Below are 23,089 nucleotides of genomic sequence, written 5' to 3'. Positions count from 1 at the left end.
TTTAACCGAGTGCGAAAAAATCACGAATCCTTCATTGACTTCAACTGTGGTTTCAGGCGCTTTGCCGCGAGGGACTGTCGGAAGGGAAATGGTGTGAGCCAAACAGCTGAATCTGCAACACCGTTCGACGATGTTCGCGATCTCGCAATGCGCGACGTCCAGCCGGACGAAGGTCCGGCCGAACAGGTGCGCGAGGCGCTGCTTGGCATGGGCAGGGAGGGCGATTTCGGCCGTCTCGGTAAAGCCTCGCAGTGGCTGGCGCGCTGGCAGCGCCGTTATCCGCCCCGCATCGAGAATGCGACCCTTGCCATTTTTGCGGGCGCTCACGGGATCTCCGGCGGCAGCGATGTTTCCTTGTCCAGCGATGACAGCACGATGTCCAAGGTCGGTGCACTGCGGGACGGCAAGGCGCCGCTTTCGGCCATCGCGGCGCAGGTCGGGGCCAATATTCGCGTCTTCGAACTGGCGATCGAGCAGCCAACAGCTGACTTTACCGATGGGGCGGCGATGAGCGAGAAAGAGTGCGCGGCGACCATCGCTTACGGTTTTGAAGCGCTGGAAGGGCAGCCTGACGTCCTCGGACTGGGAGTCATCGGTGCAGGGATCGGCACTGCGGCAGCCGCTGTAGCCTGTGCGCTTTATGGCGGCACTGCCGACTATTGGGTCCGTCCAGGGCCACTCGCTCCACGCAATGTCAGCGGGTCGCGTACTGACGTCGTGAACGCGGCCCTGGCGCGCCATCGCGGGCATCTCGACGATCCGCTCGAAGCGCTGCGTTGTGTCGGCGGGCGCGAGCTTGCCGCCTGCGTGGGGGCGATCCTCGCCGCACGCATCCAGTCGGTTCCAGTCGTGCTGGACGGTTTTGCGACGACGATTGCGGCCGGGATCGTGCACGCCATCAACCCCGCGGCGGTCAGCCATGTAATGTCCGGTCATGTTACGAAGCGCCCGGCGCACCAGGCTGCGCTTGACCGGCTGGACATGGCGCCGCTGCTTCCACTTGAATTCAATACGGGTGGAGGCATGGGATCGACCGCCGCCATTGGTCTACTGAAGACGGCTTGCGCACCGTTTCTGGGGCAGCCACAGTCAGGTTGAGACCGAGGACAACTGCTTTTGGGGTGCGACAAGGTTTACGTTGACGTGCACGTCAACTTGCTTTCGTTGCACGCCGCATGCACAAAACGGATAAGCATAGTAAGATAACATTGAGGAACCGCGCATGAATCTCGAATTCACCCCGGAGGAAGTGGCCTTTCGCAAGGAAGTCCGAGCCTTTATCGAAGAGAACTATCCTGAGCATCTGCGCGGCGTCGGGGCCCGCGAAGACCTCAGCAAGGAAGACATGCTGGCCTGGCACCAGATCCTCGGTGAGAAAGGCTGGTCTGTTCCCGCATGGCCTGAAAAGTATGGCGGCACCGGCTGGACGTCGACACAGCGTTATATCTGGTCGGAAGAGAATGCGCGCATGGACACGGTCATGCCGCTGCCTTTCGGCGTCTCTATGGTCGGCCCCGTTATCTACACCTTTGGCTCAGAGGAAATGAAGGCCAAGCACCTGCCGGGCATTCGCGAAGGCAAGGTCTGGTGGTGTCAGGGCTATTCCGAGCCCGGCGCCGGTTCCGACCTTGCTTCGGTCAAGACGACGGCCGTTCGCGATGGTGATCATTATGTGATCAACGGCCAGAAAACCTGGACGACGCTCGCCCAGCATGCCGACTGGGGCTTCTTCCTCTGCCGCACCGATCCTAACGCATCCAAGCCGCAGGAAGGCATCAGTTTCATCCTCGCCGACATGCGCACGCCCGGCATCGAAGTGAAGCCGATTATCACCATCGACGGCGGGCATGAAGTCAATGAAACGTGGTTAACGGATGTTCGTGTGCCGGTTGAAAATCTTGTCGGTGAGGAGAACAAGGGCTGGACCTACGCCAAGTTCCTGCTCGCTCATGAACGCTCCGGTATTGCAGGGGTGGCTCGTTCCAAGCGGGGCGTAGAGAAGCTGCGCCAGATTGCATCGACCGAACTTCTGGACGGCAAGCCGCTGATCCAGAATGATGACTTCCTCAGCAAGATCAGCCAGCTTGAGATTGACCTCACGGCGCTCGAATTCACCGAGCTGCGGACGCTCGCCAGCGAGGCGGCTGGCAAGGGACCCGGCCCTGAAAGCTCGATCCTGAAAGTAAAGGGCACGGAGATTCAGCAGCGCCTGACAGAGCTCACGCTCGAAGCGGTCGGCCATTATGGCCACCCGTATTTCCGCGGCTTTCCGGCGGACGGCTCGAACGAGTTTCCGATCGGTCCGGACTATGCCCACCAGGCCGCACCAAGCTATTTCAACATGCGCAAGACGTCGATTTACGGCGGTTCCAACGAGATCCAGCGCAACATCATTACGAAGATGATATTGGGTCTCTGAACCTGAGAGGGGACAGAAATGCGAGGGGTCCTTTCCTGTATTGCTTTGGGGATGAGTGCGCAGGCAGTGTCTGCGCAGTCAGCCTATCATCCACCGCCGCCCGGCACATTGCTCACATGGAGCTACAATTTTGACGGTGACAGCTTCACACGGCTCAGTGAAATTGTCGCAATTGGCGAGGACTTCGTGATCTATCAGCCAGACATCCGCTATACGGCGCGAAACTCCAGCCAGTTCGTGGTGGAGTTCTCGGGTGTGCATGCCCAGACCTGCAACCAGCCCCTGCCTGCGGATGAAGACCGGTTGGCGCTGTCATCTCTGTGGCCGCTCGTTCCGGGGGCGTCGGTTTCGGTCAAGGGTGGCGCGTCGCCGTCGCAGTATCTCGTTCAGGAACGCGCATCCGTTACGTTTCCGGCCTTCGCCCAGTTTGAGTCAGAGGCGATGCGCATACAAGGCCAGGTTGGCGAGGCCGAGGTTCAGCTGATTGTGTCCGACGAACACAGTATCCCGATCAGCATGGTCTGGTCGGAAGGCAATGTCGGACGCGTGATCGAGATGATCGAGCCAAACGGCCAGCCCGGCGAAGCAGTAGACCTCTCAAGCCTCGGTTATTGTGCGGGGCTGCTGCAGTGATGATTGGGCGTCCCCCGAAGTTCGCAGGCCTGTTGGTTGTCAGCGCCCTGGCGTCTGTTGCCGCGTCTGCCGAAGGGGAGTTGCTCAAACCGGGCACCGTGGCTTTCTGGTCGAGCAATTTCGATGGTGAACAGTCAAACTACCAGGCGAAGGTCGTGGCGGCTGGCGACGACTTTGTGCTGTTCAGGCCGAATTATGACGAATACGTCATCGAGGCGGACGATGCGGCGTCGGAGATGTTCGTTGAGTTCTCCGGCCTCTTTGTCCGTTTTTGTGACGAAGAGATGCCGACCTCAGAAGAGCGGGCATCCCTAGCCGGGATGTGGCCTCCGGAACCGGGCACCGTCACCGAAATCGACGGCGTGGCTCCCGCAAAGGTGACGATCGAAGAAGAAACCACGTTCTTCTTCATGGGCGAGGACCGCAAGGCATGGTCGGTCAATGCCGAGTATGAGGGTGAACTGGAGACTTATGCAGTGCTGGACGATCTCAGAATGATCGCATCCATTGAGTGGCTGGAAGGGGACGGTTCGGAGCGCCTGATGGCCATTAATACCCGGGGTGCTGCCCCATCGAGTGAAGATCTAAATGAAAACGAGCTGGGCACGTGCGCCAGCCTTAATGAATAAACGCGGCGAGCGCGCTGCGGTTAACGGGAGAAACAAGAATATGGATTTCAATTTTTCTGAAGAGCAGACCATGATCCGCGACAGCCTTGCACGGCTGCTGCGTGACCAGTACGACTTCGACACCCGCCGCAAGGTGGTCGATGGCGATGCCGGCTGGCGTCCGGAGATGTGGCAGCAGTTTGCTGAGCTGGGCCTGCTTGCTGCGCCATTCTCTGAAGAGGATGGCGGTCTTGGCGGTGGTGCGATCGACTCCATGGTCATCATGGAAGAGTTCGGCAAGGCGCTCGTGGTTGAGCCTTACGTCCCGACAATTGTCTGCGCAGGCGGGTTCCTGAAACATGCCGGGACGGCTGAGCAGAAGTCCGAGCACCTCGAAGCCATCATTGGCGGTGAACGCGTCTTCGCCTTCGCCTATGCCGAGCCACGCGGCCGCTATGACCTCTTTGACCTCGAGACGACCGCCAAGAAGGATGGTGACAGCTATACGCTCAACGGCCACAAGGCTGTTGTGATCGGCGCCCCATGGGCAAGCCATCTCATCGTCACCGCCCGCACCTCCGGTGACCGCCGCGACAAGTCCGGCATTTCCGTCTTCATCGTTGAGAAGAATGCCGACGGCATTACCACGCGCGACTATCCGACTGTCGATGGCCGCCGCGCTTCGGAAATCTATTTCGAGAACGTCTCGGTTCCGGCTGCAAACCTGATCGGCGAAGAAGGCAATGCCCTGCCTCTTATCGAGCAGGTCGTCGACGAAGCAACGGCGGCTGTCTGCGCCGAGGCGATGGGCGCGATGGGCGTCGCCCACAAGATGACCGTCGAATACTCACGCCAGCGCAAGCAGTTCGGCGTGGCGATCGGCAAGTTTCAGGTCCTCCAGCACCGCATGGTCGACATGTTCATGGAACATGAGCAGTCGATCTCCATGACGTACATGGCGACGCTGAAGCTGGACGAGGACGAAGTGACCCGCAAGAAAGCCGTCTCGGCAGCGAAGGTTCGCATCGGCCAGGGCGGCCGCTTCGTTGGCCAGGAATCGATCCAGATCCACGGCGGCATGGGCATGACGGACGAACTCGCCGTCGGCCATTACTTCAAACGGCTGACCATGATCGACAGCGAGTATGGCAATGTCGACCACCATCTGCGCCGCTACACCTCGCTTAGCGCAGGCGAGCTGAAAGTGGCTGCTGAATAGCACGTCAACTCCTTCGACAGATTGACGTCTGCCCCCGTCCTGCCAAACTGGCTGGGCGGGGGCTTTCTTCTCGAGGAGGAAACATGAGACGGACACGAGCCCTGGCGGCGAGCCTTTTGCTGTTTTCGGGTGGCGCGCTGGCACAGGAAGATGCCGCAGACGCTATCGCCACACCGCCGCAACCGTCCTGCGAAGGCGATGAATACCGCGCCTTCGACTTCTGGCTTGGCGACTGGACGGTGACCGCACCGGGTGGCCAATCTGCCGGCACGAACTCCATCACCAGTGAAGAGAATGGCTGCCTGATTGTCGAGCGCTGGTCAGGCGCGCAGGGGTCGACCGGGCAAAGCTTCAACTACTACAATCCGGCCACCGGCATGTGGCGCCAGGTCTGGGTAAGCCCCGGCGCGCTGATTGATTATCAGGGCGGTCTCAACCAGCGCGGCCAGATGGTGCTGGAAGGCGAGATTTCCTATCACAATGGCAACTCGTTTCCATTCAGGGGAGAGTGGACGGCGAATGAGGATGGATCGGTCCACCAGCACTTCGAACAGTACAATCCCGAAACTGAAGAATGGGACGTCTGGTTCACCGGCATCTATCGCAAATCCTGACAAGGCTCGACAGAGACACCCGGAGCCTGCAATAGACCGTCCGGAAAACCAGAACACCGAGCGGAAGGAATGCCCCATGTCTGTCATCAAACTTGAGAAAAACGGCGCGATTGCAACGCTGACCCTGACACGTCCAGACATGATGAATGCGCTGGGGCAGGAGGGTGATGGTCCGGCCGTTGCCGCCGCCTGCGCCGAGATCGAGGCTGACCCCAGCATCCGCGTTGCGGTCCTGACCGGCGAAGGCCGCGCCTTCTCTGCGGGCGGTGACGTCAAGGCGATGCGTGACAAAGAGGGCGCCTTTGGCGGCAGCCCGTATGATGTGCGCCAGGGCTATCGCCGCAACATCCACATGATTGTGAAGTCTCTCTACAATCTCGAAGTCCCGCTGATCTCTGCCGTCAACGGTGCCGCAATCGGCCTTGGCTGTGACGTTGCCTGTATGGCCGATGTGCGGATCGCATCCGACAAGGCGAAGTTCGGTGTGACCTTCCTGAAGCTTGGCCTGATTCCGGGCGATGGCGGGGCCTGGCTCCTGCCGCGCATCATCGGCTCTGCGCGCGCAGCCCAGCTTCTCTTCACTGGCGATGTCATCGATGCGCAGACGGCGCTCGACTGGGGCCTCATCTCCGAAGTCCATTCGAGCGAGGCGCTGATGGATTCGGCCTATGCGCTCGCCGACCGGATGGCGGCCCAGCCGCCGCAGTCGCTGCGCCTGGCCAAGACGCTGCTGCGTCACGGTACAACGGCATCCTATGAGACGATCATGGAGATGTCGGCGGCAGCGCAGGCGCTGATGCACGAGACCGAGGACCATATGGAAGGTGTTCACGCCATCCTCGAAAAGCGCGCGCCGAAATTCGAAGGCAAATAGGCGATGCCATCCCCTCGTCGTCTGATCTCCACAGGGTCGCCCTTCGAGAAAACGATGGGGTATTCGCGTGCCGTTGTGCAGGGCGACTGGTGCTTTGTTTCCGGTGTCACAGGCTATGACTATACCACGATGAGCATGCCGGGGGATGCCAGCCTCCAGACCCGCAATTGTTTTGCGACCATCCGGTCCGTGCTCGGCGAGGCAGGCTTTGAGATGAGCGACATTGCGCGCGTTCAATACACCGTGGTTTCGCGGGATCTCGTGGCGGATATTCGCCCCGAACTTGAAGCGGCGCTGGGGGACATCCGGCCCGCCGCGACCATGGTGATTGCAGGCTTGATCGAGCCCGACATGAAGATCGAAATTGAGGTCACTGCCTTCAGGGGCTGACGCGACGTCGGGCTTCACAACGGCTTGTAGGTTCGATGGAGTCGGCTATGTTCACCGCAAACAGGATCATGGGAGGATCAAGATGATCGGAGTCGTTGCGAAGCTGACAGTGGCCGAAGGAAAGAATGCGGAGTTCGAAGAAGTCGGCAAGGAGCTGATGTCGAAGGTCAAGGCGAATGAAGAAGGTACGCTGACCTATCAGCTCTACCGCTCGAAGGACGATCCCCAGACCTATATCTTCATGGAAGAATATGCGAGCGAAGACGCCATGAAGGCGCACGGCGCGACCGAATACTTCAAGGCGCTTGGTGCCAAGCTCGGCCCGTGCCTTGCTGGCCGGCCACAGATCGACCGCTACGATATCATCGAATAGATCCTGACGCCTCAGGAGCCGCATGACAGAGCTCAGGAAACCCGGTCTCGCTACCCGCCTTGCTTTCGGCATTGGCGGCGCGGCCGACGGCATCAAGAACAACGGTTTCGATTATTTCCTGCTGTTCTTCTACAGCCAGATCCTCGGTGTTCCGGCTGCACTGGTCGGCCTCGCGCTGATCCTGGCACTGATTGTCGATGCGGTGTCCGACCCTGTGGTCGGATACTGGTCCGACAATGTGCGCACCCGTTTCGGCCGGCGTCATCCTTTCATGTATGGCGCGTTGATCCCGGTGGCGGTGGTCTATTTCTTCACCTGGAATCCGCCTGCCGGTCTGGTCGGGAATGATCTCTTTCCGTGGCTCCTAGCGATGACGATCCTCGTGCGTCTGGCTTTCACCTTCTATGACGTGCCCAGTACCGCGCTCGCGGCCGAGCTTACGCAGGATTATGATGCGCGCACGTCGCTCATGTCGTTTCGCTATTTCTTCGGATGGTTTGGCGGGCTGTCGATCCAGATCCTGCTTCTGTGGGTGCTGCTCCAGAATGACTTCACCAATATTGCAGGCTGGAACACTTATGGCCTCGTGGCCGCGGCCTGCATCTTTGCGGCGGTGCTGATCTGTGCCGCCGGTACGCACCGGCATATCAGACACCTCAAGCCGCCGCCGGCAGCGCGGAACCTCACGCTGGGCAAGATTTTCGGCGAGATCGTGGAAACCATATCGAACCCATCCTTCCGCGCGCTTTTCCTTGCGACACTGTGCGGACTGATTGCGTCGGGCATCTCGGCAACGCTGAACCAGTATATCAATTCCATCTTCTGGGGTTTCGATCCGCAGCAGATCGCGGGCCTGACTGTCGCCGTCTATGTCTCTGCCGTGCTGGCGCTGGTGCTTGCACCGCTGATCGGCAAGACGTTCGGCAAGAAGCGCGGGGCGATCTATACCGGCATCCTCGCCTTCACCATCGCGCCCATGCCGGTGTTCCTGCGCCTGCTTGGCCTTCTGCCCCCGAACGGTACGGAGGCGCTGTACTACTTCGTCCTGTGCGTCACCGTTTTCGATGTGGCGCTCATCATCGCCTATCAGATGCTCGCCGCCTCGATGATTGCCGACATTGTCGAGGATAGCGAGATCCAGACGGGGCGGCGCTCGGAAGGCATTTTCTTTGCGGGGATCAGCTTTATCCGGAAGCTTTCGCAGGGGGCGGGCGTGCTGACGGCCTCCGTCATCCTGTCCATTGCCGGGATCGTTGCCGGCACCGCGCCGGAGCTTGTCGCGGACTCCTCCACCCGGACGCTGGGTCTCGGTTATGCGATTGGCGTCCTGACATCCTGGACGCTGATGCTGGTCTGCATTTCCTTCTACCGGATCAGCCGCGAGAGCCATGACGAGACCCTTTCTCGCCTTCGGGCGCTCGAAGGCGCGCAGGAAAGTGGCCCGGGCAGCCAGTAGTGCGGCGGCGATACTTGCAATCGCCAGTCACCTTGCCTTTCTCTTTTGTCATCAGCTGCCTGATTGCACTCATGGCAGCGCCGCAATAGAGCCATTTTCATGATGCATATCAAAACCATGACCCGACATGTTTCGAAACTGCTTCTTGTAAGTATGGTTGCAGTCCTGGCGTTGCTCGCCGTTGTGATCAGCCCGCTTTTTTCCTTTGGGCAGCCAGCGGGGGCGCAGGGTAGCCTGTTTGGTATCGACAAGCGCGTGCCTCAGAGCCAGGCTGAGGTCGAGTTGAGCTATGCGCCGCTCGTCAAGCAGGTCTCGCCGGCGGTGGTCAGCGTCTACAGCCGCAAAATTGTCCGCCAGAACGCCTCGCCCTTTGCCAATGACCCGATCTTCCGTGAATTCTTTGGCGGCGGTCCCCGCGAGAAGGTGCAGAACTCGCTCGGTTCGGGCGTGATCGTCTCTGAAAGCGGCGTGATCGTCACCAATAATCACGTGGTCAATGGTGCTGACGAGTTCCGCGTGGTGCTGTCGGACCGCCGCGAATATGCGGCCGAACTGATCCTCGCCGATGAGCGCACCGACCTTGCCGTGCTGCGCATCGATACCGAAGGCGACCCGCTGCCGACCATTGACTATGCAGACACGCGCGACACCGAAGTGGGCGATATCGTTCTTGCGATCGGCAATCCGTTCGGCGTTGGCCAGACGGTGACGACGGGCATCATCTCCGCCACGGCGCGGACCGATGTCGGCGTCTCCGACTATGCCTTCTTCCTGCAGACCGATGCGGCGGTGAATCCCGGCAATTCCGGCGGCGCCCTGATCAACACGAAAGCTGAACTTGTTGGCGTGAACACGGCGATCTTCTCGCGGTCCGGCGGCTCGAACGGGATCGGGTTTGCCATCCCGGCAGAGATGGTCCGGCGCGTGGTGGACGCGGCCGTCAATGAAGGCATGATTGTTCGCCCATGGCTCGGCCTGAAGGCCCAATCGGTGACCTATGACATCGCCAAGTCCCAGGGCATGACACGGCCGGTCGGCGTCATGGTGACCGAAGTGTTCGACGAAGGCCCAGCCGACGAGGCAGGCCTTGCGCGCGGCGACCTGATCACCATGATCGATGGCCGCGAAGTCTATGACGAAAAGGGCCTCAAATTCCTCGCTGCGACGCGCTCTCCGGGTGAGACATCCGTGCTGACACTTCTGCGTGGTGGCAAGTATGAGACGGTCCGCGTGACGCTCGCCCCGCCACCTGGCGCAACCGAAGCCGAACTTGAACTCCTGGATGGCCGTCATCCTTTCTCCGGCGCTGAAGTTGCCGAACTCTCGCCTCGTCTTGCCGAGGAGCTGGGCCGCGACCCGTTTGCGACTGGCGTGCTGGTGACCCGGATCATGCGCGGTGCCTATGCCTGGCGCATTGTGCGGCCCGGCGACCTGATCGTCTCGGTCAATGGCAAGAGCGTGAAGACGCTGGAGCAGCTCGACAAGGCGCTGGCCGAGGATGAAGCGACCTGGGCGATCGAACTCGACCGGAATGGACGCCGCATCAGCGGGACGGTGCGTCTCTAGACGTCCGGACGGTTCGGCCTCGCTATCCTGAAAGGCGAGTGCTAGGCTTCCGGCACATCTGTCAGGGAGACTATCTTGGATATTAAATGGACCATCGCGCTCGCCGCCGGCGTGACCGCCGCATGCGCGCAGACCGCCACGACCGATACGGCCGAGACCAGCACAAGCATCGCCCCGGTTGAGACGGTCGAGACTGAACCCGTCAGCGTCACCGAATACCCGGCAGCGCTGTTTCATGAGACGACGAGTTATAATCTCGGCTCTTCCTCCGGCTTCGTCTTCGCGCCGGGCGGCGACGCAATTCTCGCATCGACCGACGTCACCGGCATCTTCAACGCGGTCACGCTGGATGCGGCCGGCAATGTCACGCCGCTGACGGCCTCGGACGACCAGGCCATCTATGCGCAGAGCTTCTTTCCGGCCGATGACCGCGTTCTTGTCACCTCCGACAGTGGCGGCAATGAGATCTTCCACGTCTATGTCCGCGAGGCCGATGGCACCCTCACAGACCTCACGCCCGGCGAGGAAACCCGCGCCAGCTTTGCCGGCTGGCGGGATGATGGCGAGGTCTTCTACGTCGCAACGAATGAACGCGATGCGACGACCGACGACCTCTACGCCTACAGTGCCAGCGACTATTCGCGTGAGATGGTGTTCGAGAATTCCGGTATGTCGCTTGCCGACATTTCGCCCGATGGCCGCTGGCTGGCGCTGACCAAGGAACGCACCAGCGCCGACTCCGATATCTATCTGGTCGATCTCTACGAGGAGACACCTCAGCCGAAACTTATCACCGAACATGTCGATGATATCGCATATGGCGTCTACGACTTCACCGCCGATAGCGAAACGCTGATCTATGCCACCAATGAGTTTGGCGAGTTCAACCAGGCCTGGACCTATAATCTCGCCAGTGGGGAACGTGCTGCGCTGATCGAGGCGGACTGGGATGTCTCCTTCGTGTTCGACAGCCCGACCGGGCGTTACCTCGTTTCGGCCATCAATGAAGATGCCGTCACCGACCTCACCATACACGATAATGAGACGGGGGAGGATGTTTCGCTCTCTGGCATTCCTGATGGAGAACTTGGCCAGGTGCGTTTCAATGCCGATGAGAGCAAGATCGCCTTTGGCGTGAACACCGACACATCGCCGTTCAATCTCTATCTGGCCGATCTTGAAACGGGCACCGCGACTCGCCTGACCAGTGCGCTGCCGGAAGGCATCGACGAGAGCGATCTCGTCACCGCGTCTGTCGTTCGCTATCCGAGCTTTGACGGGCTCGAAATCCCCGGCATCTTCTACATGCCGCAGCAGGCCTCGGCCGATAATCCTGTTCCGGCGCTCGTCTGGGTGCATGGCGGGCCGGGCGGTCAGTCGACCAAGGGCTATTCGGCGATGATCCAGCACCTGGTGAACCATGGTTATGCCGTGCTCGCGGCGAACAATCGCGGCTCGTCAGGCTATGGCAAGACCTTCTTCCACATGGATGACCGCAATCATGGCGAGGCGGATCTGCAGGACATCGTCTGGGCGCGGACCTACCTTGAAGGCGTCGAGGGGATCGACCCGGACAAGATCGGCATCATTGGCGGCTCCTATGGCGGCTTCATGGTGGCGGCCGCGCTGGCCTTCGAGCCGGAAGTCTTCGATGTCGGTATCAACATCTTCGGCGTGACCAACTGGGTGCGGACGCTGGAAAGCATCCCGCCATGGTGGGGCAGCTTCCGCGATGCGCTGTATGACGAGATGGGCGACCCGGCGACCGATATTGAGCGCCTGCGCCGTATCTCGCCGCTCTTCCATGCGGAGAATATCGTGAAGCCAATGCTTGTGATCCAGGGCGCGAACGACCCCCGCGTGCTGCAGGTCGAGAGCGATGAGCTGGTTGCCGCCGCCCGCGAGAATGGCGCGACGGTGGAGTATGTCCTCTTCCCCGATGAAGGCCATGGCTTCCAGAAGCGCGAGAACCGCATCACGGCGTCCGAGGCGTTCGTGACGTTCCTCGACACCTATCTCATGGGTGAGGTTGAGAGCGACGGGGTGGTTGCGGCGGAATAAATTTCATGGGCGTCATCCCGGCCGCAGTGCCGGGACCCAAATCGGCCTTTCAACTGGGTCCCGGATACTCGCTCGCGCGAATTCCGGAATGACGACAATCAGGCTTCATCATCAGGCCGCCATGCTCTCCCGTGCTCCGATCGTGGTGCGGTGGAGGAGGCGGTCATGGCCCTGATAGCCGCCGGTCGCCATGTGCAGGCAGGAGCGGTTGTCCCACATGAGCAGCATGTCTGGCTGCCATTTGTGGCGGTACTGGAACTCGGGGCGCGTCTGCCAGCGATAGAGCTCGGTAAGCAGCGTCCAGCCTTCTTCCTCAGCCATCCCCTCGATGCCGATAATGTAGCCGACACAACCGAACAGGCCTTCCTCGCCGGTTTCGGGATGCTTGCGGATGATGGGGTGAAGCTCGGTCGCCATCGCCTCGTCTGACGAGCGGATATCCATGCTGCGCCCCTCATCCTTTTCGCCATAGAGGCCAGCCTTGCCGTAGCCATTGCGGGCCGAGTGGATGGCCATCCTGCCTTCGAGCTGGCGGCGTAGCTCATCCGACATTTCGGCAAGCGCCTTGTGCTGGTTGGTAAAGAGGGTGTCGCCGCCAATCGGGGGAATGGTGATGCCATAGAGGCAGGTGCCGGCGGGCGGGGTCTTCTGGAAGCTCCAGTCTGTGTGCCATGTTTCGGCGAAGACGGGGCCGGTCTCGTCGGCCTTGCGTTTGACAGCAATGATGTGCTTGCGGCCGGGGATTGGCGCGATGTACGGATCTTCTCCGAACGGGCCAAAGTATTGCGTGAAGCGTTCGAGGTCATCGTCGCTGAGCTTCTGGCCGGGAAAGGCGAGCACGTGATGTGTCAGCCAGGCGGCGCGGATATCGGCGATGGTCTGGTCATCCAGCGGCCTCGAGAGGTCTGGACCAGTGACACTCGCGCCGCATGCCTGACCGCTTGGCGTGATGGTCAGTGTCATGATGCGTTTCCTCCAGAACCAACCTTATCACGGCGCGCGGCGTGGGCTAGGGGTTTGCCATGAGCGATCTCTTCTCTGCATCCGGTATGGCCGATGAGGCACCGCGTCCGTTGGCAGACCGGTTGCGGCCGGCGAAGCTGTCTGAGGTGGTCGGGCAGGACCATCTGATCGGGCCGGAGGGGGCGCTGGGGCGGATGCTGGCGACGAAGCGGCTCTCCTCGATTATTTTCTGGGGCCCGCCGGGCGTCGGCAAGACGACGATTGCGCGGCTGCTCGCCAAGGAAACCGATCTGGAGTTCGAGGCGATCAGCGCGGTCTTCTCTGGCGTGAAGGATCTGCGCGCGGCCTTTGACCGGGCCGAGAACCGGCGCGGCATGGGCAAGGGCACGCTGCTCTTTGTTGATGAGATCCACCGCTTCAACCGTGCCCAGCAGGATGGCTTCCTGCCCTTCGTCGAGGCGGGCGTGGTGACGCTGGTTGGCGCGACGACGGAGAACCCAAGCTTCGAGATCAATGGCGCTCTGCTTTCGCGCTGCGCAGTGCTGACGCTCAAACGCCTGACGCCGGAAGCGCTGGAGGAATTGCTGCAGCGGGCCGAGGCGCTGGAGAATCGCAAGCTGCCGCTCGATGCCCGCGCCCGCGAAGCGCTGATCGACATGGCTGATGGCGATGGCCGCTACATGCTGAACCTCGCCGAGCAGGCCTTCACGCTGGCCGATGAGGGCAGGGCGCTCACCGCTGAGCAGCTGTCAGCAGCCCTCCAGAAGCGGGCACCCGCTTATGACAAAGACCGGGAAGAACATTACAACCTCATCTCTGCGCTGCATAAGTCTGTGCGCGGGTCCGACCCGGATGCGGCGCTTTACTGGTTCGCCCGGATGATCACGGGCGGCGAAGACCCGCTCTATCTCGCGCGGCGGCTGGTGCGCATGGCCAGCGAGGATATTGGCCTTGCTGACCCGACCAGCCTGATGATCGCGTCGGAAGCGGCGCGCACCTATGAACGGCTCGGCAGCCCGGAAGGCGAACTCGCGCTGGCGCATGCCGTGGTGCATATGGCGACCGCGCCAAAGTCGAACGCGGTGTACGTCGCCTGGAAAGCGGCGCAGCGCGCGGCGAAGGAGACCGGGTCCCTGATGCCACCAAAACATATCCTCAATGCCCCAACCGCCTTCATGAAGGAAGAAGGCTACGGCAAGGATTATAACTACGATCACGATGCCGAGGATGGATTTTCCGGCCAGAACTATTTCCCGGACGGGATGGCGCGGGTGAATTTCTACCAGCCGAAGGGGGAAGGTCGGGAAGGCCCGATTGCCGAACGGCTCAAACGTTGGGCAGAGCTGCGCAGGAAGAAAGGCGGTTAGCACTGCCAATCTTGCGGCGGGGCGCGGAGTCTGATCGTATACACTTGGCTGATAATTCTCCCGGAGTGACCCAATATGATGTCGACGTTCAACAAACGCCTGCTGGCGGGCGTGTTTGCTGTGTCTGTAGCCGCGTGTACGCCGGAAGCTGGCGAGACGGGCAGCGAAATCCTGCCGAACAATTCGGGCGCGGCGCATGCGGTCGCTCCGTCGAACGGCGTTCCGGCGGACGTGATCGAGCTGCACAAGTCGATGCTGGTCATGGACACCCACCTCGACACGCCGGCCTTCTTCCACACTGACAGCTACACCTTCTCCGAGCGGGGAAGCTATGGCGCGGACGGAACGCAGGTCGACCTGCCACGCATGAATGATGGCGGGCTGGATGGCGGCTTCTGGGTGATCTACACCGCGCAGGGCCCGCTCGATGAGGCGTCCTATGCCGCTGCACGCAACAGCGCATTGCTGCGCCAGATGGCGATCCGCGAGTTTGCCGCGAAATATGCCGACGAGGTGGAGCTGGCCTTCACGGCGGATGATGCCGAACGGATTGCGAGTGAAGGCAAGAAGGTCGTCTATCAGAGCATCGAGAACTCCTATCCGCTCGGCACGGACGTGTCGCTGCTCGAGACCTTCTACATTGGGGGTGTCCGCATGGTCGGACCGGTGCATGGCCGCGACAACCAGTTCGCAGACAGCGCGACGGACGTGACCAATAATGCCTATGGTGGCCTGTCGCCGCTGGGCGAAGAGCTGATCGCGAAGGCCAATGAACTCGGCATGATCCTCGACGCCTCGCATGCCGCAGACGAGACGGTGTACGACATGATCGAGGCGTCCACCACGCCGATCATCTTCTCCCATACCGGTGTCGACGGGATGTATGAGCACTTTCGCAACATTCCCGATGAACTGCTCATCGCTGTGGCCGAGGATGGCGGCGTCATCCAGATGAACGCGCTCGGGGCGTATCTGGAACTGCTGGAGCCGTCGCCGGAACGGACCGAGGCGCTGGAGGCGCTGACGGCACAATATGGCGAGTTCAGTGAGATGGATGCCGAGACCCAGGCAGCCTATCGCGAGGCGCGGCGCGAGGTTGATGCGCAGTTCCCGGCGCCGCAATCCTCCTTCGAGAAATTCATGGAGCAGACCCTCTACGCTCTGGAGCTTGTCGGCCCGGACCATGTCGGCATGGGCGCTGACTGGGATGGTGGCGGCGGCGTTGAAGGCATGATCGACATCACCTTCCTGCCAAAGGTGACGGCGGCGCTGCTCGATGCCGGCTATAGCGAGGAAGACGTCGAGAAGTTCTGGTCCGGCAATATGCTGCGCCTGCTGCGCGAGGCCGAAGCGGCACGGACGTCAACGCTGACGTCTCCAAAGATCCTGAACTAGGCCGCGCGGAACGGGGAGGGTGATGATGGCTGACTGGCTGACGATCACACCACCGCTTGTCGCGCTCGCCATCGCGGTCTGGACGCGGAATGTCTACTGGTCTCTCGGCATCGCCATCTGGCTGTCCGAGACGCTGATCGCGAGCTTCAACCCGGCGCTTGGCCTGCTCAACTCGATCGAGCGCAGCGTCGAGGTGCTGGGCGGCGGGGGCAATGCGCGCATCCTTCTCTTCTGCCTGATCATTGGCGCGCTGATCGAATATATGCGCCGGTCGGGCGGCATTCAGGGCATGGTCGACTGGCTGGTCCGGTCTGGCGCAGCGAGTACGCGGCGGCGGGCCGGGACGGTGACGGCGCTGACCGGCACGCTGATCTTCGTCGAGACCAATATCAGCCTGCTTGCGACGGGCATTATGGGCCGGCCGCTCTTTGACCGCCTGAAGATGAGCCGTGAACGGCTCGCCTATCTGATCGATTCCACCTCTGCGCCGGTTAGCGTGATCATCCTCCTGAATGGCTGGGGCGCCTATGTGCTGGGCCTCATTTCCGAATACGAGCTTGGCAATCCGATCTCGGTGCTGGCCGCGACGGTGCCGCTGAATTTCTATGCATTGCTGACACTGACTGGTGTGTTCCTCACAGTGATGACCGACCGCACTATAGGCCCGATGAAGCAGGCGGAGGAAACTTCGCGTGCGGCCGCCGGGAAAACCCATATGGCAGACGAGATTCCGCCAGGGCGGGCAATGGATATGGGCTTGCCGGTCGCGGTGCTGGTGCTCGGCGCGCTCGGCTTCATGTTCTGGACTGGCGAGGGCAATCTGCTCAACGGGTCAGGCTCGCAATCCATCCTGTGGGCGGTGTGCCTTGCGACCGCTGTTGCGTTTGTCTTGCTGGCGCGCTCTGGCCGGGAAGAGAAGGGCAAGCTGATCGATACCGGCTTCAAGGGCATGGGAGACCTGTTGCCCGCTGTTGCCGTGATCTTCATGGCGCTGGTGCTGGGCGCGAGCCTCAAGGCGCTTGGGACGGGCGAAGTGCTGGGCAGTCTTGCTTCCGGCTTCCCGCTGCCCTGGACGCTGCCGGCGATCATCTTTGTGGTGGCGGGGCTCGCTTCCTTCACGACGGGAACGAGCTGGGGCACCTATGGTATCCTTGTGCCGGTGGCCATCCCGCTGGCGATGGGAAGCGGTGTTCCACCCTCACTGGCGCTGGCAGCGGTGCTCGGCGGCGGCGTCTTCGGGGACCATTGCTCTCCCATTTCCGACACCTCGATCATTGCGAGCTTTGCCGCCGAGTGTGACCATATCGATCATGTGCGCACGCAGCTGCCTTATGCGTTGATGGCAGGGGCCGGCGCCGTGATGCTGTATCTCGCCGCCGGCCTGCTGAGCTAATCCTAGCCGAAGAGTTCGCCGAGGAAGTCCTTGAGGGCGGCGATAGAGCGGCGTTCGGCATCCTTGTTGTAGACCGTGCCGAAATCAGGATCGTTCGCGCCCGGATTGGTGAAGGCGTGCATGGTGCCGCCATAGGCGTGGAGCTGCCAGTCGGCGTTCGCATCGGTCATTTCCTTCGCGAAGGCCATGACGTCTTCCGGCGTTGCCATCGGGTCGTCCCAGCCATGCAGGACGAGAATTTTTGCCTTCGTCTTGTGGCCGTCCGTATTGCCCGGCGCGCCGAGCAGGCCGTGGAAGGACGCAACCCCGTCAACCGCCATGCCGGTGCGGGCCATGTCGAGCACGCTGAGCCCGCCAAAGCAGAAGCCGATGGCGGCAGCCTTGTCACAGCCTGATTCCTTTTTCGCGGTCTCAAGACCGAGCTTCAGGCGATTCTGCAACTCCGAGCGGTTGGAGGCGAGCGGGTTCATCAGGGCCTGGCACTCTTCGGTCGTCTCGCCGCGCTTGCCGACGCCATAGACGTCCATCGCAAAACCGGCATAGCCCCACTCGGCCAGCATGTCGGCTTTCTTCTTGTCGAAATCGCTCTGGCCGCCCCAGGCATGAGCGATCACGACGACCGCCTTGGGGGTGCCTTCCGGCATGGCGAGATAGCCTTCATAGGACTGGCCGCCAGCTTCATATTCGAGAGATTTCGTTGTGATGGACATGTCTGTTTTCTCCTTGCTTGTTCGTCGCCTGCACACTTAGGGGCCGCGATGCGTGACGACTAGGGGCCGGACTCAAGTCTTTTGCCGCGGAGGGCGGCGGAGTTTTGTTTGCTGGCAAGGCGCCGTTGCGCTGGAAGGCCGGGGTCTTTCAAGCGGTGGCAACACGGCCAGCGGACAAAAGACCGCTGCTCGGCGTGGCAATGGCGGAATGCCTCAATCAGCTGAGCGGCGGCCTGCAGCGTCAAGTCGCTTGAACGGACATCTGTCCGTCCTGCGCGCCTTTCCTCGCACGCCTTGCTCACCTCATTGCCTCCCCGACAAAAGAATTGATTCCGGACCCTGCCCTTGCCGGAACGCGCGGACTGGTTTTCTGTTCGGTTACAAGGGAAAATGACCAGACAAGAATGCGAAAACGACAGATAATCATCGATTGCGACCCCGGCCTGGACGATGCGGTGGCACTGCTCACGCTGTTTGCGGCTTCCGACACGCTGGAGACAGTCGGCATCACGACCGTGGCGGGCAATGTCCCGGCGAAGCTGACGCTTCGAAACGCGCGGATCATTCGCGAGCTTGCAGGCATCGGCAAGGAAGTTCCGGTGTGCGGCGGGGCGGAGATTCCGATGCTGCGCGATGCGGTGACGGCAGAGGATTTTCACGGCTCGACCGGGCTTGGAAATATTGCCTTTCCGAAGCCGCAAGTCCGCGCGTCCCGCCAGCATGCCGTGAACTTCCTGGTAAAAACATTACGAGCCACCAAGGGGATACCGGCGACGCTGGTCGTGACGGGGCCGATGACCAATGTGGCGCTCGCCTATCTGATGGCGCCGGACATCGTGTCCGGGCTCAAGGAGATCGTCATCATGGGCGGGGCGGACAGCGAGGGCGGCAATATCACGCCGCATGCCGAGTTCAACGTGTTCGCCGACCCGCATGCTGCGGCTGTCGTGTTCGGTATGGATGTGCCGATGCGGCTGCTCAATCTTGATGTGACGCATCAGATCCGTACCAGCGATGAGGAGGTCGAGCGGGTGCGCGCGCTGGGCTCTGTGCAGGCTGTGGCGGCAGCGGACCTGCTGGCCGCGTCGAACCGCCTTGAAGAAGAGGCCAAGGGGCGCCATGCGCCCTTGCACGATCCGTCTACCGTGCTCGCGATCTTGCGTCCGGACCTGTTCGAGGGGCGGAAGGCGAAGGTGAGCGTCGTCACCGAGACTGGCGCGCGTTTCGGAAAGACGGTGCCGGAGTATCGCGAGGATGGGAATGTGCTCTGGTATGACAAGGCGGATGCGGGGGCTGTGTTCTCTGAAATGCTTGGGCAGCTGGGAAGATACACGGCATGAGCAGGCCGGGGATAAAAATAGTCGGCTCGATCAATCTGGACCTGGTTGCGAGCGCGGACCATTTGCCGACACCGGGTGAGACCGTCACCGGCGCGACCTTCGCCCAGCATGCCGGGGGTAAGGGCGCGAACATGGCCCTGGCGGCGCAGCGGCTCGGCGCGGCGGTGGAGCTGATCGGCCGGGTTGGTAAGGACGCCTTTGCCGAAGGCGCGCTGGCGCTGCTGAAGGCGGGCGGCGTGAACCTCGATGGCGTCACCGAGGATGAGAGTGCACCGACGGGCGTGGCGCTGATCGGGGTCGATGCGAAGGGCGAGAACCAGATCATCGTGGCGAGTGGGGCAAACGGTCATCTCGATGCAGCGGATGTGGCGGGCGCTGGGCCGTGCGACGCCGTCCTCTGCCAGCTGGAAGTGCCTGTGCCGGCGGTGATGGAAGCGGCGAAGATCGAGGCCAGGCTGTTCGCGGTGAACCTTGCGCCGGCGCTGCCTGTGCCGGCGGAGCTGCTGGAGCGGGCGGACCTGCTGATCGTCAACGAGGTCGAAGCGGCCTATTATGGCGAGGCGCTGCATCGCGGCGGTGGGCTGGTCGCGCTGACGCTCGGCGGAGAGGGCGCTGTGCTCTATCGGGCGGGCGAAGAGGTCGCGCGGATGCCGGCCTATGCCGTGCCGGTCATCGACACGACGGGCGCTGGCGACACCTTCTGCGGCGCTCTGGTCGTGGCGCTCGCCGAAGGGATGGAAGAGGGCGCAGCGCTCAGATTTGCTTCCGCAGCGGCAGCGCTTGCCGTGACGAAGCCGGGCGCGCAACCTGCCATCCCGATGCGGAAGGATGTGGAGGCCTTCCTGTCAGACAAGGCTTGAGGCATGGGCGAGATACCCTGGACACGAAACCGGACGAACCCCGCACGCGAAGAAGCGATACGGGCGCTCGTACGCGGTGTGGATGCCATGCCATCGACAGCGCATCATAGCCGGCTGGCGCAGGTGGGGGATGAAACGCTGCTGCTGGAGCTGTTCGAGCATCCGGAGGTCAATCGCTGGATCTATTCGATACCCAGGCCGCTGACGCTGGAGACTGTGCGCGCCTTTATCGAGATGAACCTCGCCGCGAAGGAGCAGGGTGAGGGAATCCTTTCGCTGAACTTCGATGAGACTGGCAATCTCTCCGGCTATTCCGAAGTACGGGTCTGGCCGGAATGGGCGGCGGGGGAGCTGGCCGGGGCGATGCGGCCCGACTTGCAGAATTCAGGTCAGGGCGGGGTCGGCATGGCGAAGACATTTACGTGGATGTTCGATGCGCTGGACCTCGACCTCCTCTGCAATACGACGGCGCTCGACAATGTCCGTATCCAGAGACTGTTTGAGAAGACGGGGTTTGACTACAGGGGCGATATCGAGAGCACACGTCCGGATGGGTCTACACGGGCGTCTCAGGTGTGGGAAATTTCCCGTGAGACATGGATGGCGAGGCAGGGCGGGTAGCGTTGCTTGCCCCACCCCGACCCTCCCCGCAAGCGGGGAGGGGGAAGGCGTTGTGCCAGGATGCTGACATTGTGCCAACGACCGAATGGTTCGACTTCGCTCACCATGTCGGCCTGATCCGATGTCAGAAATAGCCCGACATGGTGAGCGAAGCCGAACCACTGGCGGGCGAATTGCTCAGACGTGTGCGACCATCGCCCCCTCCGCTCTGGGGAGGGTAGGGGTGGGGCGCTAATCCTCAATCAGTCTCCCATCCGTGTCCCGGACCTCAGGCCCGTTGACGCGGGCGCGGCCGTCGCCGAAGGGGGCGTCGCGGTCTTTCAGCGCCTGGCGGAGGCCCATTTCGCCGACCTGTCTGACGAAGGCGTGGGCAGACGCGGCCTGGTGGCCCCTCACATCATTCTCCACGGCGAGGCGCTGCATGGTGCGTGCGCCCATCAGCTCCATGCCGAGATTTACCGCCCGCTTGTTGGCGGCGAGGATGTCGGCGTCGATGAGGGCCATGCGGGAGGCGAGGCCTTCGACTTCGGCTTCGAGCCTGTCGGCCGGGACCGACTTCAGCGCGAAACCGAGCTGGGCGGCTTCGGTGCCGGTGATGGAGTCGCCGGTGAGCATCAGCCGCTTGGTCCATTGCGGGCCGACATTGTAGAGCCACATCTGGTTCGGCAGCGCGCCGAGATTGCGGCCCGCCGGGAAGGAGACCGTCGCATCATCGGCGATGATGACGATGTCACAGAGCAGCGCGATATCGGTGCCGCCGGCGACGCAGGGGCCGTGGACCTGTGCGATGACCGGCTTGTGCATGTCGAAAATGGACATGCGGTAGCGCTGGGCACGTTCGAGCTGCCAGATATCATCATCGACGCTGCGCGCGCCGCGCTTGTCGTCTGTCTCGGCATCGAGGCGGGAGACGGGCACGGCGGCAGATCCTGACAGGTCATAACCTGCCGAGAAGCCGCGGCCTGCGCCCTTGATGATGACGCAATGGACGGCGCGGTCATTGTCTGCCTGCCAGAGAGCTTCGGCCATTTCGGCCTGCATCTTCATGGTGAGCGCATTGAGCTTGTCTGGCCGATTGAGGGTGATCCGGGCGCGGCCGTTCTCGACCTCATAGATGATCTCTTCGAACATGGGGCTCTCCTCAGACGTCGGCTTCGACCTTGTAGACCTTGCGGGCGACGGCGCTGAACATGGCGTCCTTCTCGGCTTCGGAATGGCCTGCCGTGATCTTCTTGGCGGCGTTCCAGTAGGTGCGATAGCTGAGCGACAGGCGGTCGACCGGGAAGTTGCTCTCCATCATGCAGCGGTCCGGGCCGAAGCATCTGATCATGTGTTCGTAATAGGGGCCGTGGGCGTCAACGATCTCGTCTGATGTTGCCGGTGTGTCGCGCGTGTCCCAGCCAAAGCCATTGTCCGGCATGGCGAGGCCGCCAAGCTTGGCATAGACGTTCGGGTTCGCGGCGACGGCTTCGATGTCGTCTTTCCATTTGGAGAAGTTCGCCTTGTGGCTGCCGGCATAGGGGCCGACGCCGAGCGGTGTTCCGAAATGGTCGAGGATCATGGTGGTGCCGGGGACGGCGGCGGCGAGGTCTGCGAAGTCGAGAATCTGGGTATGATAGTTCCAGGTGTCATAGGTCATGGCGCGCTCACCCAGGCGATGCACGCCGCGCCGGAAGTCTTCATCCTTGTAAAGACCTTTCGGGGCACGGGGCTTGATGCGGAACTCGCCGCTGGCCTCATCGTAAGGGCCGGCATGGCGGATACCGCGAAAGAGACCCTTGGCCGCTTCGATATGGGCGTCGAGCACCTCGTCCAGCGTGTCCAGCGGCAAGCGAAGGTCCGCATGGCCGATGAAGGCGGCGATGGTGGCCTTGCCGGGTTCGGCAGCCGATTTTGCGGCGGCTTCAGCGATGTATTCGGTCTCACCGATCGGTTTGAGATGGTCCGGGCCGTCCTTGCGATAGGAAGAGCCGCATTCCATGAAGATGGTCTGGGTCACCTTGTGGCCGTCATCGGTATCGGACCAGAGTTCGGGCAGGTCATAGACGATGCCGGCGGGGTTATCAGGGCGCCAGAGATGGTGGTGCGGATCGACGATTTCCCTGTCCGGGTCGATCACGTCTTCGCGGTGCTGGTTCAGCCATTCATCATTGTCGAACATGTCCTGCCTCCCATCGGTCTCTTGCCCGGACCATGCGCCCATAGGAAGGGCGAATGAGGCGCGGTT

The 23,089-nt window shown here is 61.8% G+C and carries 22 protein-coding genes; 18 read left to right on the top strand and 4 right to left on the bottom strand.

The features are described from left to right. Window positions 1-93 precede the first annotated feature (93 nt). The 12 genes from B8746_RS14160 to B8746_RS14105 all read left to right on the top strand — a co-directional run bounded on the left by B8746_RS14160 (window position 94) and on the right by B8746_RS14105 (window position 12,213). Entirely contained in the window at window positions 94-1,098 is a 1,005-nt protein-coding gene (locus B8746_RS14160; RefSeq protein WP_233124330.1) for a nicotinate-nucleotide--dimethylbenzimidazole phosphoribosyltransferase, read from the top strand. Window positions 1,099-1,222: 124 nt separating this feature from the next. After that, on the top strand, window positions 1,223-2,419 hold the full coding sequence (locus tag B8746_RS14155) for an acyl-CoA dehydrogenase family protein (protein ID WP_084394360.1): 1,197 nt from the start codon (window positions 1,223-1,225) through the stop codon (window positions 2,417-2,419). 51 nt (window positions 2,420-2,470) lie between these two features. Next, the gene (locus B8746_RS14150; RefSeq protein WP_084394359.1) at window positions 2,471-3,052 is read left to right on the top strand and encodes a hypothetical protein; all 582 of its coding nucleotides are present in this window, start codon (window positions 2,471-2,473) and stop codon (window positions 3,050-3,052) included. After that, on the top strand, window positions 3,052-3,681 hold the full coding sequence (locus B8746_RS14145; RefSeq protein WP_084394358.1) for a hypothetical protein: 630 nt from the start codon (window positions 3,052-3,054) through the stop codon (window positions 3,679-3,681). Before B8746_RS14150 ends, B8746_RS14145 begins: the two co-directional genes overlap by 1 nt. A 40-nt stretch (window positions 3,682-3,721) precedes the next feature. Further along, the gene (locus tag B8746_RS14140) at window positions 3,722-4,879 is read left to right on the top strand and encodes an acyl-CoA dehydrogenase family protein (protein WP_084394357.1); all 1,158 of its coding nucleotides are present in this window, start codon (window positions 3,722-3,724) and stop codon (window positions 4,877-4,879) included. Window positions 4,880-4,962: 83 nt separating this feature from the next. After that, window positions 4,963-5,493: an invasion associated locus B family protein gene (locus B8746_RS14135; RefSeq protein ID WP_143434608.1), complete on the top strand. Its 531-nt coding sequence runs from the start codon at window positions 4,963-4,965 to the stop codon at window positions 5,491-5,493. A gap of 76 nt (window positions 5,494-5,569) precedes the next feature. Next, on the top strand, window positions 5,570-6,367 hold the full coding sequence (locus B8746_RS14130) for a crotonase/enoyl-CoA hydratase family protein (protein ID WP_084394355.1): 798 nt from the start codon (window positions 5,570-5,572) through the stop codon (window positions 6,365-6,367). Window positions 6,368-6,421: 54 nt separating this feature from the next. After that, entirely contained in the window at window positions 6,422-6,757 is a 336-nt protein-coding gene (locus B8746_RS14125; protein WP_233124328.1) for a RidA family protein, read from the top strand. A gap of 82 nt (window positions 6,758-6,839) precedes the next feature. Then, on the top strand, window positions 6,840-7,130 hold the full coding sequence (locus B8746_RS14120) for a putative quinol monooxygenase (RefSeq protein WP_084394353.1): 291 nt from the start codon (window positions 6,840-6,842) through the stop codon (window positions 7,128-7,130). Window positions 7,131-7,152: 22 nt separating this feature from the next. Next, window positions 7,153-8,586 (top strand): MFS transporter, encoded by a 1,434-nt coding sequence (locus B8746_RS14115; protein WP_084394352.1) that lies wholly within the window; start codon window positions 7,153-7,155, stop codon window positions 8,584-8,586. 102 nt (window positions 8,587-8,688) lie between these two features. Then, entirely contained in the window at window positions 8,689-10,152 is a 1,464-nt protein-coding gene (locus B8746_RS14110; protein ID WP_370233935.1) for a Do family serine endopeptidase, read from the top strand. 75 nt (window positions 10,153-10,227) lie between these two features. Beyond that, window positions 10,228-12,213 carry a S9 family peptidase gene (locus tag B8746_RS14105; RefSeq protein ID WP_095380893.1) on the top strand — a complete coding sequence of 662 codons (1,986 nt, stop codon included), beginning with the start codon at window positions 10,228-10,230 and terminating at the stop codon, window positions 12,211-12,213. 111 nt (window positions 12,214-12,324) lie between these two features. Here B8746_RS14105 and B8746_RS14100 read toward each other — a convergent pair whose 3' ends face one another. Beyond that, on the bottom strand, window positions 12,325-13,176 hold the full coding sequence (locus B8746_RS14100; RefSeq protein WP_084394351.1) for a TauD/TfdA dioxygenase family protein: 852 nt from the start codon (window positions 13,174-13,176) through the stop codon (window positions 12,325-12,327). Window positions 13,177-13,235: 59 nt separating this feature from the next. On the opposite strand from B8746_RS14100, the gene B8746_RS14095 reads away from it, so the two are divergent. From B8746_RS14095 to B8746_RS14085, 3 genes are all read left to right on the top strand, one after another. Next, window positions 13,236-14,543 (top strand): replication-associated recombination protein A, encoded by a 1,308-nt coding sequence (locus B8746_RS14095; protein WP_084394350.1) that lies wholly within the window; start codon window positions 13,236-13,238, stop codon window positions 14,541-14,543. 75 nt (window positions 14,544-14,618) lie between these two features. After that, window positions 14,619-15,938: a dipeptidase gene (locus tag B8746_RS14090; protein ID WP_084394349.1), complete on the top strand. Its 1,320-nt coding sequence runs from the start codon at window positions 14,619-14,621 to the stop codon at window positions 15,936-15,938. Window positions 15,939-15,963: 25 nt separating this feature from the next. Next, the gene (locus B8746_RS14085; protein ID WP_084394348.1) at window positions 15,964-17,331 is read left to right on the top strand and encodes a Na+/H+ antiporter NhaC family protein; all 1,368 of its coding nucleotides are present in this window, start codon (window positions 15,964-15,966) and stop codon (window positions 17,329-17,331) included. 2 nt (window positions 17,332-17,333) lie between these two features. Here the strand turns inward: B8746_RS14085 and B8746_RS14080 are convergent, their stop codons facing one another. After that, window positions 17,334-18,041, bottom strand: coding sequence for a dienelactone hydrolase family protein (locus B8746_RS14080; protein ID WP_084394347.1), 708 nt, complete (start codon window positions 18,039-18,041; stop codon window positions 17,334-17,336). Window positions 18,042-18,445: 404 nt separating this feature from the next. Here B8746_RS14080 and B8746_RS14075 point away from each other — a divergent pair, with 404 nt between their 5' ends. The 3 genes from B8746_RS14075 to B8746_RS14065 are packed head-to-tail and all read left to right on the top strand — an operon-like array spanning window position 18,446 to window position 20,862. Further along, on the top strand, window positions 18,446-19,381 hold the full coding sequence (locus tag B8746_RS14075; protein WP_084394346.1) for a nucleoside hydrolase: 936 nt from the start codon (window positions 18,446-18,448) through the stop codon (window positions 19,379-19,381). Then, window positions 19,378-20,241, top strand: a complete 864-nt coding sequence (locus B8746_RS14070) for a ribokinase (RefSeq protein WP_084394345.1) — start codon at window positions 19,378-19,380, stop codon at window positions 20,239-20,241. The genes B8746_RS14075 and B8746_RS14070 overlap by 4 nt, the downstream gene beginning before the upstream one ends. A 3-nt stretch (window positions 20,242-20,244) precedes the next feature. Further along, window positions 20,245-20,862, top strand: a complete 618-nt coding sequence (locus B8746_RS14065; RefSeq protein ID WP_084394344.1) for a GNAT family N-acetyltransferase — start codon at window positions 20,245-20,247, stop codon at window positions 20,860-20,862. Between the two features lie 231 nt (window positions 20,863-21,093). Here B8746_RS14065 and B8746_RS14060 read toward each other — a convergent pair whose 3' ends face one another. Next, a complete protein-coding gene (locus B8746_RS14060; protein ID WP_084394343.1) occupies window positions 21,094-21,993 on the bottom strand; it encodes a crotonase/enoyl-CoA hydratase family protein in 900 nt (299 codons plus the stop codon). Between the two features lie 10 nt (window positions 21,994-22,003). Further along, window positions 22,004-23,089 (bottom strand): amidohydrolase family protein (locus B8746_RS14055; RefSeq protein WP_233124323.1); only part of this gene is annotated, 1,086 nt, incomplete at its 5' end.

The sequence above is a fragment of the Henriciella pelagia genome (assembly GCF_002088945.1).
GTDB classification, from domain to species: domain Bacteria; phylum Pseudomonadota; class Alphaproteobacteria; order Caulobacterales; family Hyphomonadaceae; genus Henriciella; species Henriciella pelagia.
The sequence above is the reverse complement of the archived record's forward strand: the minus strand, read 5'-3'. Positions and strand labels throughout refer to the sequence as shown.

What these genes read in the sequence shown, in the direction of transcription:
- B8746_RS14135 (WP_143434608.1), top strand. Translation starts at nt 4,963, where the DNA reads ATGAGACGGACACGAGCCCTGGCGGCGAGCCTTTTGCTGTTTTCGGGT.
- B8746_RS14115 (WP_084394352.1), top strand. Translation starts at nt 7,153, where the DNA reads ATGACAGAGCTCAGGAAACCCGGTCTCGCTACCCGCCTTGCTTTCGGC.
- B8746_RS14145 (WP_084394358.1), top strand. Translation starts at nt 3,052, where the DNA reads ATGATTGGGCGTCCCCCGAAGTTCGCAGGCCTGTTGGTTGTCAGCGCC.
- B8746_RS14140 (WP_084394357.1), top strand. Translation starts at nt 3,722, where the DNA reads ATGGATTTCAATTTTTCTGAAGAGCAGACCATGATCCGCGACAGCCTT.
- B8746_RS14070 (WP_084394345.1), top strand. Translation starts at nt 19,378, where the DNA reads ATGAGCAGGCCGGGGATAAAAATAGTCGGCTCGATCAATCTGGACCTG.
- B8746_RS14065 (WP_084394344.1), top strand. Translation starts at nt 20,245, where the DNA reads ATGGGCGAGATACCCTGGACACGAAACCGGACGAACCCCGCACGCGAA.
- B8746_RS14060 (WP_084394343.1), bottom strand. Translation starts at nt 21,993, where the DNA reads ATGTTCGAAGAGATCATCTATGAGGTCGAGAACGGCCGCGCCCGGATC.
- B8746_RS14095 (WP_084394350.1), top strand. Translation starts at nt 13,236, where the DNA reads ATGAGCGATCTCTTCTCTGCATCCGGTATGGCCGATGAGGCACCGCGT.
- B8746_RS14150 (WP_084394359.1), top strand. Translation starts at nt 2,471, where the DNA reads ATGAGTGCGCAGGCAGTGTCTGCGCAGTCAGCCTATCATCCACCGCCG.
- B8746_RS14075 (WP_084394346.1), top strand. Translation starts at nt 18,446, where the DNA reads ATGCGAAAACGACAGATAATCATCGATTGCGACCCCGGCCTGGACGAT.
- B8746_RS14120 (WP_084394353.1), top strand. Translation starts at nt 6,840, where the DNA reads ATGATCGGAGTCGTTGCGAAGCTGACAGTGGCCGAAGGAAAGAATGCG.
- B8746_RS14110 (WP_370233935.1), top strand. Translation starts at nt 8,689, where the DNA reads ATGCATATCAAAACCATGACCCGACATGTTTCGAAACTGCTTCTTGTA.
- B8746_RS14090 (WP_084394349.1), top strand. Translation starts at nt 14,619, where the DNA reads ATGATGTCGACGTTCAACAAACGCCTGCTGGCGGGCGTGTTTGCTGTG.
- B8746_RS14100 (WP_084394351.1), bottom strand. Translation starts at nt 13,176, where the DNA reads ATGACACTGACCATCACGCCAAGCGGTCAGGCATGCGGCGCGAGTGTC.
- B8746_RS14125 (WP_233124328.1), top strand. Translation starts at nt 6,422, where the DNA reads ATGGGGTATTCGCGTGCCGTTGTGCAGGGCGACTGGTGCTTTGTTTCC.
- B8746_RS14155 (WP_084394360.1), top strand. Translation starts at nt 1,223, where the DNA reads ATGAATCTCGAATTCACCCCGGAGGAAGTGGCCTTTCGCAAGGAAGTC.
- B8746_RS14130 (WP_084394355.1), top strand. Translation starts at nt 5,570, where the DNA reads ATGTCTGTCATCAAACTTGAGAAAAACGGCGCGATTGCAACGCTGACC.
- B8746_RS14080 (WP_084394347.1), bottom strand. Translation starts at nt 18,041, where the DNA reads ATGTCCATCACAACGAAATCTCTCGAATATGAAGCTGGCGGCCAGTCC.
- B8746_RS14085 (WP_084394348.1), top strand. Translation starts at nt 15,964, where the DNA reads ATGGCTGACTGGCTGACGATCACACCACCGCTTGTCGCGCTCGCCATC.